We start from the raw sequence: 14,449 nt of genomic DNA on the forward strand, positions 1-14,449 counted from the left end.
ACGGCTGCAGAAGGTTGAACGTTTCCATGGTTGTCATCGCTGCTCCCCGGGACGGAGTCGCCTCAGCGTCCATGAATCCAGTGCAGCCCCGTGCCGGGCCGTCGTCAAACGCAGAACTCGTGACGGTCGGCTTCGGTGAGCAACATGGGTGCGCGGTCGGCGCTGGCAGGCTCCAGCTTTGGCGCTCGCGCTCATGCTCCGTGTGCTCGCTCTCGCCCTGGCGCGCGGACGCCGACCGCGCGGCGCATGCAGTGGGAGCCTGCGCGCTGGAGCGCCGGCCAGATTCTGAACGTGGTCCTTCCCCCTGGGAGGGGCCGTGCAGCGGTTACACCTCCGACGCCTTGATTCGTCACGGGCCCATGCCCAGGCGGCCGTTACGGGATAAGAGCGTTGTAGACCTCAACCACTTTCGACTCGAACGGTGGTGCCCCGAGTTCCTGTGCGGCCGGCTTGACCTGCTCTTCCATGAAGCGCCGGAACGCGTCTTCCGACTCCCATACGTCAATGACCTGCCAGCCGCCCGCCTCGCCGGGCGCCCCGAAGTGGGCGATGAGCCCGGCGGGCGGATTCGTACGGTCCGGGATCGCCCGGTCGAAGGTCGCCTGGTAGAGCTCCTGGTTCCAGCCCGCAGCCTGGTTGAGCACCAGAATCGCCATCTCGGTTCCTCGTTTCACGTGCGAAGACAGATGTGAACGACGCTAGATCCAAGTGCGGGCGACCGCGAGCAGCGGGGCTGGCTGCTGCGCCGTCCGAGGGAGTGCGGCCGCAACGGGGATGTCAGCGCCCCGACCACGCCCCTACGCGGGGGTGACCTGCACGAATTTCAGGACGCTATGAAGGCACGCGCAACATCTACCGCAACACCCAGTGCAACTTGGCGCACCAGTTAGCGCAACTGACGCCGCAACCCCTGGGGCTCTTCTGCCTTGGGGCCCTGGCGGCTGCTGCGACTGACCTCCTTCCGGACGTCGGCGCCCGCAGCGCGCGGGCCTGGGCATGGCCGCTGGAACAGTCACGCCGTCGTACGGCCGCGCACGTCCTGCCACCCACCGGCGTCCACTGGTGAGCGGCCTTCCAGCGTCCTCGCTCAGCATGGCGGGGGTGATGTGGGGCTGGCCGGGGGGGGCCGGTCGGCTTCGATCGGACGCAGCACACCGGTCTGATCAGCCTGGGTGTACGGGCGCAGCGTCACTTCCATGGGGGAGCTCACGGTTACGACCGTGGCCAGGTATCCCCCTCCTGTCCTGCAACGCCCGTAGGGACGGCTGCGGGGCCCTTGACGGGCCACGTCCTTCGTCCGACGTCACCGCCGCAATGACGCGGCACGGGTGCGGCCCCACGGTCCTGAAACAGCGTCGTTGAACCCCGCCAGATCCGTCCCCGCACAGCTGGCATTCTCATCCCCGTCCAGCTCTGGCCGCAGGGCGAGCATGTCGAGAAGGAGTGCGAGGTCGGATGCGTCTTTCGCCCGGCCTGCCAGGGCAAGCCGCGCCCGCCGGCGCTGCGCCCGCCGCCCCACTCCCCCGCTGCGATCGTGCTCTGCCCTGTCCATGACCGTCGATCCCACCACGACTGCGACCTCAGCGCGCGCCGACAACGCGCCTGCGCAAAACTTATGGCCTGACGGTCGATTCGGCGGCCTCGGTGCTGAAGGTGCGCCCGCCACGGTCAGGTGGGAGTCCGGCCAGACCGAGCCACAGCGCCGCCGCCATCCCGCCCCGCCGGGCCGTCCGGTTCAGGTGTCATGCGAGGCGACGGCCGCGCGAAACTCCTGCATCATCAGCGGGACCGAGCCACGCTGCACGGGCGCCGCGCCCGGTTCGCCCCACACCATGTGGAGCGCCGCGTGCAGCTTGTCGTTCATCGCCTCGTCGACCACGGCCCGGTACTCGTTGAAGATTTCACGTCTGTCCCGGACGGCGACCATGGTTCCGTGGCGGGTGCCGGTCCACCCGATGGCGGTGACCTTCAGCCGAGCTGCTTGCAGCTGCCTGTGAATTAGCCCCGGGGCGGCCGTCAGTACCGGACAAGGGCGATCGGCCGCCCCGGGCCCCCGGAACCCCTAACAGAGAAACCGGAGACCCCCATCATGACCGCAACGCTCCAGCAGATCGAGTCCAGCTCCCGTCTTCTCGGAGACGAGGTGGAGGCGTGGCTCAAGCAGATCACCCCGATCAGCAGCCCGGCCAACCCCTCTCCCCGTCGCCGGTTTCCGCCCCGGCCGCGGAGCACGGCTTCGACATCAAGGCCCTCGTGGCCGCCGGCGTCGCTGAAGTCGAGCGCTCTCAGAAGGCCACCGCCACGGCCCAGCAGCTCGCCCGCCCCGGCCTGCTCGCCCGCATCACCCGCCGCCACCTGCGACCCGCGGACCGCGCCAGCGTGCACATCCGCCGCGCCGCCGCCGAACTCGCCACCGGCGGATGGTGCCGCGGCGTCCTTCGCGACACCCGCGGACAGCACTGCATCCTCGGCGCCCTCCTGGCCGTGCCCTCGGACAACGACACCGCGCTGCGCTCCCACATCCACATCCGCGCCGCGATGACCACCCCGGCCTACGCCCAGCCGTCCGACGCGTACATCGAGCGCCTTGAGCAGGAGGCCCGCCGCCAGGGCCTTGATGCCGCCGCCGTCCGCCGCGCCCACGAGATCGCCGTGCACAACAACACCGCCTTGCGCATCGCGGCCCGGATCAACTCCACCCGCGCAGACCTACGGCAGCTGGGCGTGTGGGTCTCGAACGCCCAAGAGGCGAGACAAGCTCACCCAGGAGCAGCGGGCAGCGCTCTCTGAGCTGGGCGTGGGGTGGGCGTGACACGGCGTGGGGCCGGTCGTTTCGGCCGTGGCTGCGCGCGTGCTGCCACGGGGGTCAGGGGGTGTCGCCTTGCCAGTCCCACCGTTGATCATCGGTGGGCCTGGGGCCGTACAAGGATCGGCCGCCCGGCCCATGGCGGCCGATCTCGGTGGGCAGCGCCGCGCCGTCGCGCAGTTCTCCCGGGCGTCCAGCCGGTGACGTCCAGGAGTAGGCCGTCCAGCGGGCCGCCGACCAGCTCGGTGTAGGTGCGCCCGGGCTGCGGGCCAGGATCGGGGTCGTCGTGGTCGGCTCCGTAGACCCGGCCGCGCATGAGCTGCTCGTCCATCCGGGCAGCATCCCAGCCGCCACTGACACCGGGCCTGCGCCGAGCAGAAACGCGGCGCTCGGGCGCGTTCTCGATCTGGTGATCGGGGGCTGCCGGGCCAAACGCAGACCATTCGGGCCCGGCAGCGCATAGCCCGAGCCCTGGGGGGAGGGGACCCGGGCCACACCGTTGAACGTATGCGCAGCGGCGGGTCCGGTCCGGTAGCCCGCGCCTGTCACCCTCCCTCTTCACTCCACCGGGTACGTGACCGAAGTTCATCCGCGCCCGTTGATCCCGGCGGAGCGAGCACGTGGGCTTGTGCGCGTTCCAGGGGCCCCGACAGCCGCGCCCGGCCCGGGGCCCCACCACGCGCCACCCCACCGCCAGCCCTGTGCGCGCGTTCACCCCCGCAGACGGTGATGCGCTGCGGGGGTCAGTGCAGGAGCCGAGGACTGGCGGCGCCGGGTCTACGGAATGCGGACCCATCCTTTGGCCTGCATCGTTTCTGTTCAGTCTTCGAAGAGCTGCGGCAGTTTCTCCGCCGTCCTCTGCAGGGCGAGGTACCAGCGGATGAAGGCACGTGCGGCGGGCCGGTCGGCGTCGCAGGCCGGACACAGCTCCATCCACTCGCCGGTGATCAGCGGGCCGTGCCAGTGCAGCAGAAGGTCCCCCGAGCAGCGGGAGCGCTTCGGGTAGTAACCACAGTCGTTGAACGGATACACCGTCGACGACAAGGCTGCCGACGGCGCCGCGACCGCCGGAGCGCCCGCAACGGACAGGACGAGAGCAGCGGCCACCGCCACAGTCGTGATCATTTTTCGCATACCTCCCAACCCCCCCATCAGGTTGCGGGCAGTCACGGGACGCGTCCGACGATCACCCCCACGGGCAACCCGCCCCGGCCCTCCGTTCGAAGCCAAGCGCCCAGGAAACGGGCCGACCACCGCGGCACACGCCACACTGCGGTGGGGGCGAGTTCCCGCACGAGCCGCGCAGTGAGGCGCGTGGTCGGCGACAGTCACTCGTCACGGTGGCCGCCGCGCGCCACCCCCCACACCGTCCCTTCGGCTCCGGCACGGTGGGCCCCATGCACTCCCGCCGGCGCGACACCCCCCTCATCCTGACCGCACTCCTCGCTATGACCGGATGCGTCGCCCTACCTCGACCGAGCCCTCGGCACCCCGCCCCCAACTGGCCCCCGCCGACGACCGGCCACCCTCTCCACTCGCTCAATGGCCGGACCCCCAACAGGACCCCCCCCGAACCGAGTTGGCAGCCAGCGGCCCGGACGACGAACCGAAGAAGCGCAAGCACCCCAAGAAGCCCCGCGAGCGCGAGGTGCGCCGGGAACGAGTAGTGCGCTACGACCCCACGCCGCAGATTCCCCACCGCCGCCCAGCCCAGCCGCGAGTCGAGCAGGCCGCCCCGGTCCCGGTGCCGGCCGCACCCGCGCGGCCCCGCAGAAGCGCGCCCCCACCCCAGCCGGACCCGCCCCAAGCGCCGCCGCCCCGCACGTTCGCGCGGAAGGCACCGCAGCCCCCGAAGCGGCAGGCCCAGAAGCCGAACCCGCGGCGCCAAGCGCCTCAGCCGAGGCGGCAAGCACCCGACATGCGTATGGTATGTGCCGCTTCGTCCGGCATCACCCAGAGCTCTATCACCAAACTCTGCACCGACTCGTACGGCCACTGAGCAGCCGGCCAGCCACCGGCGCTGTTGGGACATTCGGAAGCGGCGAACCGAGGGCACGCGACCAAGGTGCGCAATCAACCCAGAGCCAACGATCAGGACTCGGTTGGGCCCGCAGCCGACTCCGTGACGCCCTGTTGTTGCGGGACCAGCTCGCCAGGGCGATCGAATCCATCCGATCCCAGACGGCGATACGTCGCGGCAGCCTCCCGGCCCCGCAGATCAGGCTGGAACCACCGGCCGGGGAGGCCCTGGTGTTTCGTGGACGGAGGCCTTGGTGGTGGTCACGTAGTGGGGGTGTGGCTGTGGCCCCCGGCAACGCCGGGGGCCACAGTGCGCTCACGCCCCTGCGTCAGCTGTGAGCGTCGGCAGGAGTGGGGCGAACGAGGGTGCGCACCTCAGTAGCGCATGCCAGAGCGATGCATGCGCACATTGCGATGGCGGCTGTGCCGATCAGCGTGTCCGGCCCGAACTCCTGTCCGGTGATCGAGACCAGGAAGGTGGCGGCGATGGCGAGTTCTCCCAGGGCGAGGACCGCGAGCCAGGCGGTGCGTACGGCACGGGGTGTGCCTGTCCGTGCCTTGTCCAGTCCCAGGAGTGCGGCTCCGCCGGCCAAGGTGAGTACCACTGCGACGATGACCGCGGTGTACAAAATCCCACTTGAGCCCGAAGGGTTGGTGTGGTCCAGCTCTGCGGTGTCGGGGCCGAGAGTGAACACGATTTCGAGCAGCGCGATGTACGCGACCTGAACGAGGATCAGGATCGGTGCGATGCGTCGGCTGAGCACGTGCGTCATGCGTTGCTCCTCACGAGGTTGCCACTCTTGATCTTCCACAGTTTCCTGTTCGAAACTGCACTCTTGCACGAACTCTTGGCCTTCGTCGAAGCGCTCCTTTTCCCCTCGTAGTAGCGGCCGATTTCGCGGCCCTTCTTGTTGTTTCTGAGGTCCATCGTCTTGTCGTCCCCTCGGGACTGGGACTCGTGACGAGTGGCGACCTCGTACGCCGTTTCGTGGTTTGTGTGGATCTCCATCATGGCGTTCCAATAGCAGTGCCTGAAGGCGTCGCCTGTGCCTTGGAAGAGCGTCGAATCGGCGTACAGCTTCTTGGCGTAGTACAGCGCCACGTTGGCTTGGTCGCGGGCCTTGGCGCAGTCGTACGGGTTCCAGTAGCAGTAGGACCGCTCAGCGGGCGTGACGGTGTAACCGCCTCCGCTCGGGTCAAGCAGGACCAGGTAGTGCACGCTCTGGCCGGCTGCGGGGGCGAGTGCGATCACGATGTCGGTGCCGGACGTCTTCATCGACACCGGCACGGAGTTGCCCTTGGCGTCAAGTGCGAGCGGGGCAGAGACGAAGGTGGCGAGACCGCCCTGACTGTCCGAGATCATCAGGGTGTTCTCCGAGACGGCGGAGAGCTCCTGCCCGGCCTGGAGGTTCACCTTGTAGGCGAAGGACTGGGGAGCGTCGGCGCTGCGCAACAGGTGGAAGATCTCGACCTGGCTGGTGCCGGAGCGGGTCGCGACGGTGTCGGCGTCGGTCTGAGTATTGGGATAGATCACCAGACCGGTGCTGCTCAGTTCGGCGGCAGAGGCGTCGGCTGCCGGCATGTTCAGCAGAGTCTGGGCGGTGCCGTCGGCGCTGGTGCTGGTGAGGGTGCTGCTGGCGTTGTCCGGCAGTTCCGTGACCGGGACGGCCGTCGCGGTTTCTTCGGTTTCCTGCTTCTCAGGGTCGATCTGTTCGACGAATCCGGGCGTGGCGTCGTCGCCTTCCTCGGGAATGTCCTCCCCGGGGAACTCCTCGTCGGGCTCCTGGGCCTCGTGGACGGGGTGGAGGGTGTCGGCGAAGTGAGTCTCGGCTATGTCGTTGATGAACGACGTGGCGAGCTTTCCGGTGATGGCGCCGGCGTGGAAGGTGTGCTCGCCCCACTCGGACCAGGTGCCCGCCGCGTTCTTCACCCGCGCGCTGAGCGTATGCGTGCCACGAGCAGCAGGTGTCCAGTTGATGCTGGTGGCCCCGTTGGCGAGGGATGCGCTCGCGGCAGTTCCGCCGTCGAACGCGTACTCAACGGAGACGGCCTTGCCGACGGGATCTGTGATCTTGAAGGTCCCGGGCTGGCCCGCGTCTCCGTGCCACAGACTGTCGGCAGGGTAGTCGGTGGAAGTGAACGTCGGCGCAGCCGGAACGGAGGTGTCAACGGTCAGGGTGCGCCACGGCGACCATGTGCCGTTCCAGTCGGTGCCGTCGTACGTAGCGACGCGCCACTTGTACGATCCGGCAGTCAGCCCTGGAGCCGTCCACGCTCCAGGCGCCCCCGGAGCGACGTACGGGGAGACACCTGAGGCCACCTTGGTGGTGCCGTCTGCGTTCCACAGCTCGAAGGTGAATCGCACCGTATTGCCGTCTGCATCGGCAGCCTTGGCCTGAAGCGTCGGGGTGGTGTCGGCTATGACAGCACCGTCAGCCGGGATGACCGGGGCGGCGACGCCCGGCTTGGTGTTGTACGTGATGGACAGGGCCGGCTCGGTCGGGCCCTGCGAGCCGTCGACGTAGTTGGCGGAGCGGAAGCGGCGCCAGCTGAGCGAATCGTTCTCGTCCACGGCCTTGATCTGGAAGCCGTAGTTGGGCTGCCCATCCGCCCAGGCCTGGGCGGCGTTGCTGACGTCCCAGCGCATGAAGTTCGCCGGACAAGCGGAGCTGTACCCGTAAGCGCTCTTGGCGACGGCGGCGCCCGTCGCCGTGGTCGCCGGCTGAGCGCCCCACGTCACGCCGCTGGGGTCCCAGTTTCCGGTGATCCGGCGGGCCTCGACACCTGATCCGGTGGTGGCGCAGGTGGAGGACCAGTGCGAGTGCAGGCGCAACTCGGCACTGAGAACGTGCTTGCCCGTGTACTTGGACACGTCGAACTTCACGTACGAGCGGGCTTTGGTGGTGCCCGCGTCGTAGGTGCCGGCTTTCAGCTCGGTGGAGCCGCGCTGTGAGTCCGGGTAGTTGGTAGCGACCCAGGTGTCCGTGGAGGCGGCGAGAGTCGTCGTCGGGTCGATGGTGAGCGGGTAGGTGACGCTCGGGTCCGACAGGAACGCCTGGCCGGGCTTGAGCACGAGCACGGTGCCCTCGGCGGTGTGCTCCACCGTGGTGGCGATTTCCGCGGACCGCAGCGGTTCGCCTGACTTTGCGTCCGTTCCGGTTCCCCACATCCGGGGTGCCGGCGCGCTGGCGACGAGTGTGCCCTTGCTGTCCTCCAGGCGCAGGTGGCCCTGGAAGGTCTTCTCCAGCTCGAGGCCCTCCATGGTGACCGGCAGGCGCAGCTCAAGCGGCTCGGTGGGCCGCTTCTTGAGGATTAGCGATTCGGAGAACCCGTTGGGCAGCGCGGTGACATGCAGGTCGCCATCCGGGACCACCGAGGAGTAGACGGCGGTGTCACCGTCCAGGCGAGGCGCCGGAAACCTTGCCCCAGTCCAGCCCAAAGGAGCGCGCACCGCGGGCTACCGTAGCGAAGTCCTCGGAGCCTCCGTCGGACAGCGTGACGTCAGCCACGGCTGTCTTGGGCTCCAGCTGCTGTCCGGTGTCGACGAGCGTGGTGTCGAGGCGCTTCCATTTTCCTTCCTCCTGCACCCGCACGGGCCCGGAGGAGACTTCAGTGGTGAGAGTGCCGTCCGGGTTGGCGAATGTGGTCGCATCCCCCGCGCGCTCCGATACGGCTTCCACCCGGCGGCCGCTCAGCTTGGCTGCCAGCTGAGCCGACGCGACATCGGGAGCCTCGGTGACCCGCTTGAGAGCTTCGGTCGATGCGAGTGCCTGGCTCCCTGAGGGCGATGCCTCGGCTGCTTGAGCAGTGCCTGCTGTATGGACAGCGAGTGTGGTCGACAGCGCCAATGACATGGCGGCCGCCGTGAACCTTCGCTTCATATTCCCCCTTAACTACTTCACTGATCAGCCAAAAAGGTGATCAAGGTGAGGGGATTCTATGAACAGCTGATGTTGTTGCTTGACCACTCCAGCCGCACCGAGAGTGGCCATACTTGTCCAATTCCCCACCGGCGGTGGGTGATCTTGGTCACCGAGGGGAGACGTGCTGTGCCTCATTCTCACGGCATACCCGATCTTTGTGGTGAGTCCGGCGCGGCCTTATCCGGCTCGGGGCTCTCCGTTGTACTGCGGCAATCAGTTACCCGGAGACAGGTGGACTCGTTGCCGCGTGTCCCCACAGGTCCTGGCGCTGGTTCCACCGACCCTCAGCGGGAGGCCAAGCTCGACCGCATCGAGCACGTCCTGGAGCACTTACCTGACCGGAGCTTCGCGTTCGACGAGTTCGGCCCGCTCGGCATCCGCCCCACCTTAGGCGCCTGCTGGGCCACGGTGAGTAGGCCCGACCGGATCCCGGCCACCTACCACCGCACCCATGGCGTCATGTATTTCCATGGCTGCTACTCGGTGGGTGACGACAGGCTCTGGGGCGTCAATCGACACCACAAAGGCGCCGCGCAGCCACTGGCCGCGCTCAAATCCATCCGTGCCGCCCGTCCCGACGGCGCACCCATTTACGTGATCATGGACAACCTGTCCGCGCATAAGGGCATCAAGATCCGCGCCTGGGCTGAGAAGAACCAGGTCGAGCTGTGCTTCACGCCGACCAACGCCTCCTGGGCCAACCCGATCGAGGCTCACTTCGGGCCGCTGCGGCAGTTCACGCTCGCCAACTCCGACGAGGTGGGGAGCCCGGATCGTCGCGCCCAGGACTCGCGTCGGTCAGAGGCGGGGCATCCCGCCTGACAGCCTTATGGGTCGGGGCTTGACGGTGTCCACCAGGAAGGGCATGTCGTCCGTGACGACCCGGGCCCCTGACGGTCTTGAGGGGTGTGGTGGTGGCGAGCACTGCCACACCCCTCGCGGTCAGCGTCGGACGTTCACCGTCACTTGCAGGCCGCCACGGCCGGCAACGGCTGCGCCTGCGGCGCCCACCGCCACGGCCGCCTCGACATGACCACCCACGGCCAACACGACCGAGACAACCATCGCCAGCAAGCCCACGCAGGCCGTGAACCAGGCCAGGGCACCGCTGCCCCTGCGCGGCCTGTCTGGGATACCTTCGAAAGACGCCAAGGGAACCACTCTCCTCACAACAGGATGAAGGCCCATCGGCGCGCGAGGGAGATCCGGGGAGGCCAGCCGCCAAGCAAGGGCCTCGCCCGGGTCTCCCCGCACCGCACCTCAAAGGTCACCGGATGCACTCCGCATCCGCATCAGGAATCCTCGCCCGCGATACAAGACGAGCGGGGTCCTTCCAGCCATATGCCCCAACGCGGCTTGTAAACAGACCACTTAAGGCCGTGTGACCGGTGCCAACGAGCCTACCGTTCACCCCTGGGTGCCCGTCATGAGCTGTATGTGTACAGAAGCCAGCTCCGAAGTTTGACACTTTGGACATGACCGTCTCTGGCTTGGGCATAGCGCTACTTGCCACCTGACGTCGCCCTCATCCCGCTCCCGCCATCCGTGACATGCGTGGACGTACGCCCAGGTGGCCAAACGGCCCTGCACAACGACTCCGCCGTCCGAACCGATCCGCACCCGCACCCGCACCCGCACCCGCACCCATAGTCACGACCTGGATCGAGAACTCGGCCTTGGTCGCGCCTATCACCGCATCCTCGACCACGTCCCCGATGACGACCGCGCCCCGCCCTCGGTCGGTGCGTGCCACCTCAGCCGCGAGCCAACACCGACGCCCCAGCCGTCGCTCTCCGCGCCGACGGGCCGGGGCGTACGGGAGCACGGGCGCGAGCTGCAACTACCAGGCTCACACCCACACAGCTCACCCCGTCTACCTGGGAATGGGCTGTGAGCCTCATAGACCTCACAGGCTCGGGCTGGCGTGACACCAGGTGCGTGACACCGCCCTGGCGACGTGCCGTCCCATAAGACATGCCGTCAGCACCTGTCGCCGAGGCGACCGCTGCGCGGGCCGCAACCGTTCGATGAGCAGAGCGTTAGACCGGCATGAAGATCATTGCGCGGCGTATCGCCGCATCCGCTGTCCTTGCCGGTGCCGTACTCGGGACGCTGACGCTGCCTGCCCAGGCCGCCGACAACGAACCCGGCAACGGCATCTCCGCCTCAAGCGACCGCAACGACGAGGTGTTCCCCACCGACATCTTCGGCTACGAGGACCCGGCCGAGTTCATCCAGCAGTACTACGAGTACAAGAAGGGCTGCACCAACGACTGCCAGGCCGGCTTCGTTCGCGGCCTGGTCTACAACGCGGCGGACCTGGTCTAGCGCGAACCGTCTCCGCTGGCACCGACACGTCACCGCGATGGCGGCCGTGGAGCCGAGGTCAGCTGCGCTCCTCGTTCGTGGTTTGTGTTTGTGGCCTCTCGCGTCAGGTCAGGACGTGGGAGGCACGGCGCGGTTCAGAGGTTCCAGGTCTCCGTGCAGGGCGGCGTGGAGTGCGGCCGCGAGTTCGCGGGCCCGCTCTTCGCTCGACACGCTGTGCATCATGAAGTAGATCGGTCCTGCGTAGGCGTCCGCACCGACCTCGCCGTTGTGGACCATGCGGACGATCGCGGCCCGGACCACGTCGTTCACGGTGTCGACGACGGAGTACCCGGGGCCGGCGGTGAGCGTGTCCGCCTTCACGGTCCACCGCGGACCCTCGGATTCGATGGCAACGAACACGGCGCGGTGCGCCATGGCCTGCCTGTAAGCCTTGTGGAAAGCACCGGTGCCGGAGGCGTCTGGGATGAGCTGGGCAGGGCAAGGAACCGGCAGCGGCTGCATGAGGAGAGTGTGCAAGAGGTCAGGAACATTCACGTCCGTTGACACTCGAAGATCGCCCCGGTGCTGGGCCCTCACCCCTCTTACCGGCCGGCAGCGCGCGTGCTCCTCGCGGCCCCCTGCCCGGCCGGGCGCAGGGGAGCACCATGGAACTGTGGGTTCCTCGGACGAGCAGGATCAGGGTGCGGGGCTGGAGCCGGTGGGCCGGGCACATGCCCTGCGGCTGACCGAGCAGCTGCGTGCGGCGATCAGTGAGGCGCGGCGGGCGGCTTTGGTGCTGGCGCAGCGGGTGCGCGACGCGCACCGGGCGCGGGTGTGGGTGGCCCTGGGCTATGGCGGGTGGGGTGAGTACGCGCAGGCCGAGCTGGGGATCAGCCGGGCGCAGGCGTACCGGCTGATCGACATCGCAGAATCCACCGAAGGACTGAGCAGGGTGATCGGCGCCGCCTGCGTCCTTGCCGACGTGTCACCTGCGGGGTGACACGGACACGTCCGGGCTGGTGGATCTGGCGCTGTCGCAACGGGACTGCGCGTTGTCCACGGCCGGCTCGACAACATCACCACCCTCGTCACCGAGCGGCTCACCACAGCCGCCCAGACCGGACAAGTCGAACGGCCCGAAGTGCGCGCCGTCGTGGGCCAGGCCGTCGACGAGCTCCGCCGCGAACCGCTCCCCACCACCGGCGCCGACGGTACGGGCGGGGGTGATGGCGGCGCTGTGGAACGGGCACTCGCTGACACCGAGCGACATCCCGCTGACACGGACGCGGTACGGCGCCTGGTCGACGAGATGGTCGCGCCGACGGAAGGTTGGACCAGATCGCGCTCGAACTCGTTCCGCCGTACCTCTGCGAAACAAGAAGCCGTCGACACCGTTCTCACCCGCTTCGCCAACAACGACGTCGGCAGCGACACCAAGACCATCCTGGCCGTACGCCGCTACGTCCTCACCAGCGACCACCACCCGCTGGAAGGCACCTGGCTCCGACCACCAGGCACGCACGAAGGTGAACCCGGTGCCGCCCTCATAATCGCGAAACTCTGCGGCGGCTCTGTTACGCCGCTCCACATAATTGTGCTCCCTCGACACGATTGCTGTCAGCTTGACCGGGACCTTCCCAGCAGCATTCGGTAATCATCGGGAACGCTCCCATGCGGAAGGTCGGAAACGGGTCGCGCCCTCCCCGCCGACAGGCCGTCCGCGCAGACTCGGGTGGTACGCTCGCCCGCCCCTGGCGCCCGCCCCGCCGACGCCTCCCCCGCCCTCCACACCCCCGGCCGCGCCATCCTTCGCAGATCGTGGCCGAGTTTTCATCCACGCTTCGCTCAAGACCCCGAGAGCGCCTGGCGGAACACCTGCGCCGACCGCGGGTTCTGTCCACACTGCCACACGCCGTGCGGGCAGTAGTCGGTGATGGTGTGGTACAGCGGCTTGTGCTCGTCGATCCACTCGAGCATGCGCCGCATGTACTCGGGATTGTCGCCGTGCCGGAACAGTCCCCACTCCGGGTACGAGATCCGCTTGCCGTGCTCCTTCGCGAAATCGACGTGCGCCTGGAGCCCGTACGGCTGGCTGACCTGATCGTCGAAGGTGCGTCCCGGCGCCTGGTCGTAGGAGTCCATCCCGATGATGTCGACTTCGTTGTCACCGGGGTAGCACTCCGTCCAGCCGACCGCGTCGGCACCCCGGTTCGGCGCGAAGTCGAAGTCGAAGCGCTGGCCATCCACCGAACGCATGGTGGTCACGATCCGCCGCCAGTACACCTTCCAGTTCTCCGGATCGGGCCCGCAGCGGTGGGTGTAAGTGGTGCCGTTCATCTCCCAGCCGAGCACGATCACCGTGTCCGGCACCCCGACCTCGACCAGCCGCTCGGCCAGCCGCCGGAAATGATGGTCGAACTCACCCTGGGCGCCCGACCCGATCAGCTCGGCGACCTCATCGTCCGGGACACTGGCCTCGTTACGCTCCTGCATAGGCACGTTCAGCACGAACAACCGGTCGGGCTCGGCCCGGCGCCACCGCGCCCAGCTGCGCAGGAAGTCAGGGGCGCCCTCAATATTCGACCACGCGTCGCCGGGCAAGTAAGTGTGCCCGACCCGCAGTTCGGTGCCACCCAGCCAACGAGAGAGCTCCTCCATCCGCTCCACACCAGGTGGCCCGTAATGGAGATAGGCCCCCATTGCGACCCCGGTCCCGGAGCCCCTCTCGGACTCGTTCTCCGGCAGCCAGGCGAGGGCCGCCCAGGTGGCGAGCAGGCCCGCTGTGACCGTGGCGATGCAGGTGCCGGCCAGCCTGCGACGTGGTCGATTGGCCATGGCGTCTCCCCAACCTCTCGCTCTGAATCGATGCGCTTGAAAGGGAAGTCCGATGCGTTCTCCCAGGCGGGACCGCCTCCGCAGACTCGCCGACGAGCACCTCCCGTCGCCCTCGGCCCTCCACTATGAATCGCCCGCGAAGCCCCATGTACCGGACGCGCGGCAGGCATCACCCCAACGGGCGACCGTGCCCTTGCCGCTGGAGTCGGGCCAACACCCCGACGGCCGCGCCCAAGCGGCACTGCCTAGAAACCAAGTTGGCCGGACCCACCTGCCGCCTTCCCGTAGCGGCGGGTGTCGGCCTGTTCAACGACGCAGCCTCACTGCGAAGCGAAGGCCGAAGTGACGCATGAACTGGGCGCGGCGGTGCCCGATGTCCATGTCGGGCCCGGACCCTCACTGCAGGCACCAACGGGTAACCCCAAAAGACAACGACCGTGCATGGCGCTACCGAACAGGCATGACTGAAGTTTCCCCGTGATCTCGGACACTCAATGTCTACGCCGCGAGGGCGTGCTGTTGCCGCTGCCTGGTCTCGGCTGGGGTGAGGTAGCCGAAG

Annotated in this window: 11 protein-coding genes and 3 pseudogenes; 4 read left to right on the plus strand and 10 right to left on the minus strand. The window is 68.2% G+C overall.

The features are described 5' to 3' along the window. Positions 1-374 precede the first annotated feature (374 nt). The gene (locus ACWIHY_RS38865) at positions 375-656 is read right to left on the minus strand and encodes a hypothetical protein (protein WP_069936342.1); all 282 of its coding nucleotides are present in this window, start codon (positions 654-656) and stop codon (positions 375-377) included. Between the two features lie 1,079 nt (positions 657-1,735). Continuing rightward, on the minus strand, positions 1,736-1,927 hold the full coding sequence (locus ACWIHY_RS38870) for a hypothetical protein (RefSeq protein ID WP_454381386.1): 192 nt from the start codon (positions 1,925-1,927) through the stop codon (positions 1,736-1,738). Between the two features lie 224 nt (positions 1,928-2,151). Between ACWIHY_RS38870 and ACWIHY_RS38875 the strand changes: the two genes are divergently transcribed. Beyond that, entirely contained in the window at positions 2,152-2,790 is a 639-nt protein-coding gene (locus ACWIHY_RS38875; protein ID WP_454381387.1) for a DUF6197 family protein, read from the plus strand. 76 nt (positions 2,791-2,866) lie between these two features. Here ACWIHY_RS38875 and ACWIHY_RS38880 read toward each other — a convergent pair. The 5 genes and pseudogenes from ACWIHY_RS38880 to ACWIHY_RS38900 form a co-directional block, all read right to left on the minus strand. Next, a pseudogene (locus ACWIHY_RS38880) lies at positions 2,867-3,137 on the minus strand (hypothetical protein). Positions 3,138-3,625: 488 nt separating this feature from the next. Further along, positions 3,626-3,931 (minus strand): DUF6300 family protein, encoded by a 306-nt coding sequence (locus tag ACWIHY_RS38885; protein ID WP_454381388.1) that lies wholly within the window; start codon positions 3,929-3,931, stop codon positions 3,626-3,628. Between the two features lie 1,223 nt (positions 3,932-5,154). Next, on the minus strand, positions 5,155-5,598 hold the full coding sequence (locus tag ACWIHY_RS38890) for a hypothetical protein (protein WP_454381389.1): 444 nt from the start codon (positions 5,596-5,598) through the stop codon (positions 5,155-5,157). Next, on the minus strand, positions 5,595-8,276 hold the full coding sequence (locus ACWIHY_RS38895; RefSeq protein ID WP_454381390.1) for a DNRLRE domain-containing protein: 2,682 nt from the start codon (positions 8,274-8,276) through the stop codon (positions 5,595-5,597). The genes ACWIHY_RS38890 and ACWIHY_RS38895 overlap by 4 nt, the downstream gene beginning before the upstream one ends. Continuing rightward, on the minus strand, positions 8,218-8,706 hold the full coding sequence (locus ACWIHY_RS38900; RefSeq protein ID WP_454381391.1) for a hypothetical protein: 489 nt from the start codon (positions 8,704-8,706) through the stop codon (positions 8,218-8,220). Before ACWIHY_RS38900 ends, ACWIHY_RS38895 begins: the two co-directional genes overlap by 59 nt. 315 nt (positions 8,707-9,021) lie before the next feature. Here ACWIHY_RS38900 and ACWIHY_RS38905 point away from each other — a divergent pair. Together ACWIHY_RS38905 and ACWIHY_RS38910 are read left to right on the plus strand one after the other, a co-directional pair. Continuing rightward, positions 9,022-9,504: pseudogene (locus ACWIHY_RS38905) on the plus strand (transposase); the annotation flags it as partial. 1,293 nt (positions 9,505-10,797) lie between these two features. Further along, positions 10,798-11,076 (plus strand): hypothetical protein, encoded by a 279-nt coding sequence (locus ACWIHY_RS38910; RefSeq protein WP_454381392.1) that lies wholly within the window; start codon positions 10,798-10,800, stop codon positions 11,074-11,076. Positions 11,077-11,184: 108 nt separating this feature from the next. Here the strand turns inward: ACWIHY_RS38910 and ACWIHY_RS38915 are convergent, their stop codons facing one another. Then, complete coding sequence (locus ACWIHY_RS38915; RefSeq protein ID WP_454381393.1) at positions 11,185-11,490, minus strand: hypothetical protein; 306 nt, start codon at positions 11,488-11,490, stop codon at positions 11,185-11,187. A gap of 238 nt (positions 11,491-11,728) precedes the next feature. On the opposite strand from ACWIHY_RS38915, the gene ACWIHY_RS38920 reads away from it, so the two are divergent. Further along, positions 11,729-12,055 (plus strand): hypothetical protein, encoded by a 327-nt coding sequence (locus ACWIHY_RS38920; protein WP_454381394.1) that lies wholly within the window; start codon positions 11,729-11,731, stop codon positions 12,053-12,055. On the opposite strand, the gene ACWIHY_RS38925 is transcribed toward ACWIHY_RS38920, so the two are convergent. Next, positions 12,041-12,325: a hypothetical protein gene (locus ACWIHY_RS38925; protein WP_454381395.1), complete on the minus strand. Its 285-nt coding sequence runs from the start codon at positions 12,323-12,325 to the stop codon at positions 12,041-12,043. The two genes, ACWIHY_RS38920 and ACWIHY_RS38925, sit on opposite strands and share 15 nt — an antisense overlap. 584 nt (positions 12,326-12,909) lie before the next feature. Beyond that, positions 12,910-13,890: pseudogene (locus ACWIHY_RS38930) on the minus strand (glycoside hydrolase family 26 protein); the annotation flags it as partial. Positions 13,891-14,449: the final 559 nt, after the last annotated feature.

This window comes from Streptomyces sp. NPDC055287 (genome assembly GCF_053646035.1).

Coding starts and splice junctions, on each gene's coding strand:
- ACWIHY_RS38865 (WP_069936342.1), bottom strand. CDS start 656: ATGGCGATTCTGGTGCTCAACCAGGCTGCGGGCTGGAACCAGGAGCTC.
- ACWIHY_RS38870 (WP_454381386.1), bottom strand. CDS start 1,927: ATGGTCGCCGTCCGGGACAGACGTGAAATCTTCAACGAGTACCGGGCC.
- ACWIHY_RS38885 (WP_454381388.1), bottom strand. CDS start 3,931: ATGATCACGACTGTGGCGGTGGCCGCTGCTCTCGTCCTGTCCGTTGCG.
- ACWIHY_RS38890 (WP_454381389.1), bottom strand. CDS start 5,598: ATGACGCACGTGCTCAGCCGACGCATCGCACCGATCCTGATCCTCGTT.
- ACWIHY_RS38900 (WP_454381391.1), bottom strand. CDS start 8,706: ATGAAGCGAAGGTTCACGGCGGCCGCCATGTCATTGGCGCTGTCGACC.
- ACWIHY_RS38910 (WP_454381392.1), top strand. CDS start 10,798: ATGAAGATCATTGCGCGGCGTATCGCCGCATCCGCTGTCCTTGCCGGT.
- ACWIHY_RS38915 (WP_454381393.1), bottom strand. CDS start 11,490: ATGGCGCACCGCGCCGTGTTCGTTGCCATCGAATCCGAGGGTCCGCGG.
- ACWIHY_RS38925 (WP_454381395.1), bottom strand. CDS start 12,325: ATGTCGCTCGGTGTCAGCGAGTGCCCGTTCCACAGCGCCGCCATCACC.